The sequence below is a fragment of the Cyanobacteriota bacterium genome, assembly GCA_025054735.1.
Classification (GTDB): Bacteria; Cyanobacteriota; Cyanobacteriia; order SKYG9; family SKYG9; genus SKYG9.
Map to the genome: position 1 here is coordinate 1 of JANWZG010000555.1, position 2,005 is coordinate 2,005.

At 46.7% G+C, this 2,005-nt stretch carries 3 protein-coding genes; 1 reads left to right on the plus strand and 2 read right to left on the minus strand.

All coding sequences use genetic code 11. The features are described 5' to 3' along the window. Positions 1-158: 158 nt before the first annotated feature. A complete protein-coding gene (locus NZ772_18070) occupies positions 159-578 on the minus strand; it encodes a RusA family crossover junction endodeoxyribonuclease (protein MCS6815462.1) in 420 nt (139 codons plus the stop codon). Positions 579-1,021: 443 nt separating this feature from the next. Then, entirely contained in the window at positions 1,022-1,354 is a 333-nt protein-coding gene (locus tag NZ772_18075; GenBank protein ID MCS6815463.1) for a hypothetical protein, read from the minus strand. Between the two features lie 229 nt (positions 1,355-1,583). On the opposite strand from NZ772_18075, the gene NZ772_18080 reads away from it, so the two are divergent. Then, a partial coding sequence (locus NZ772_18080; GenBank protein MCS6815464.1) for a hypothetical protein occupies positions 1,584-2,005 on the plus strand: 422 nt, incomplete at its 3' end.

Consider the following 2,005-nt stretch of genomic DNA (forward strand, 5'->3'; position numbering starts at 1 on the left):
CTGGTGAAAGGTCAGACAGAGTATCCGGCAATTGCTGCGGCGTGGGGTGCAATGTCACTGTATACCCCCGCTCTAAATACTCTGTTGCAACCTTTAGTAATCGCTTATGCATCAAATTGTTATTATCCAGACGGTTCATAGTATCCACAATCCATTGATCAACTTAAGTCAACCGGATCAGGAGCAGGCTCGATCAACACGTGTAGAAACTCTTCACCCTGGACAAACCCTTCAGCCAGAACCTTAGACATGCCTTTGACTCGAAATGAACCATTCAAGTTGCGACGACGACTCAGAAAATCAGAAATTTGGTAGTCGTCCACGTAAATGATACCATTCAGAGCATCGCGCACCGGCTTGACAATGTTGTCACTATCTGGCACCCCACTCTCGTCACTAGATTCTACATCATAGTAATGGGTGATTACAACCCTGAGGAGATCACCGAGAGGAGCGTTAGCAGTCCATCGAGATTTAGCAGCACTCCTAACACGCTCTTTCCACTGTTGGAGACGCTTACGATCCTTAGTCTGATGGGAAACTGGCCTACCGATAACAATAAACTCGAAGGGTAGCACAGGAAAAACCTATGAAAAAACGAACGTTTGCGGGGGGTTGCGATCGGTAATGCACCAAGTTACTCAAGACTCAGCAGTAGAAGTACCCTTAAACTACTAGACCTATTCAAGCTAGAGACAGTTCCACGTTTGTAGCGGTAATGCTTGACCCTACACACCCATTATAGAGAGGGATTTTGCCTTGTAGCCGTTAATAGTGCATGTCTTCGGCCTAAGCCTACCTTCACGAGGTTCAAACCCAGACTGAACTTTGTCAACTGCTGCCCTTGGTGAAACTTGACTAACTGACTTGTCCTATTTGCCTAAAGAGCTACTCACACCTGGGATGTGCCTGGGCTATTGTCTCACAACAGGTCACCCCATCGTTCCCTGTAGTTCCGTGGTTACGGCAACGTGCATTCAACTATTCCTTGGATTGCTCAGCAAGCCTAGACTCTTCATCACTACTTGGAATCACCAGTTGGTTTTTTAATCTCAAAGGAAATAGAGCGTGAGGGCGATGGTGTTGGGTGAGTTGGCTGGAAGCTAGGCAAACTAGGGGAAACTGGAGAACTAGCGACGTTAGCAGATGGCTGTGAATTCGGAGAACGATCGTGGGTCACATCGGATGGGTCAAGGGAGAGGTGGAAGGGCAGATGCTTGTCAGCGTTGGAGGCGATTGCCAAAAACACACCTCCCAGGATAAAAATAGGCAGTGGTAAGCTCATGTGGCTGACCCATTGATAAATCTCTGCACTACCTAACAACAGAATGAAACTAATAACCCAAAATCGCATTGTCTAGCCTACTAATCTGTCATTTCACCCATACTCTAGCGAGATTTCTGTAATCAGACACAAGAATTTGTGCCTAACTGGACTACTTATAGACTACTTAAAATTGTGTAGGGTTCATGCCAAGTCAAAAGCAAACCAGCAGACTTCTCGGAAGTCTCTAAAAATTGGTTCATTGATTCTAACGTAAGATAGCTTGGAAAGAGATTCCTTCAGTTCCCCAATTTCACACATGCCACTACTCGTCCTATTTGTTGCTGTCGTTGGCACCTTGGCACTGTTTGTGTACCAAAACTGGTCACCCTCACTAGCATTGGCTTTTTTAGGCAATAGTACAAGTCCATTGCCGCTGTCGTTGTGGATGTTAGGTGCCTTTATGCTGGGAGCATTAACCACCATTGTGATGGCTGGGCTGATACGGATTGCGGCTTCTCAGCAGTTTACCAACGAGGACGAGTCAGACAGTCTGCCCAGACGATCGGCGGGTACAAGGCGATATGACCGCGATGAAGTAGAGGATGGCGATAACTGGGTAGAAGATTCGGATGAAATCGACAGACAAGCTGCTAGTCAGAGATCAATCAATAGTGAAGATGAAGACGATCGCGCTGCTACAACACCTGCCTACGACCGCGATCAAGTAGTTGATAGCGT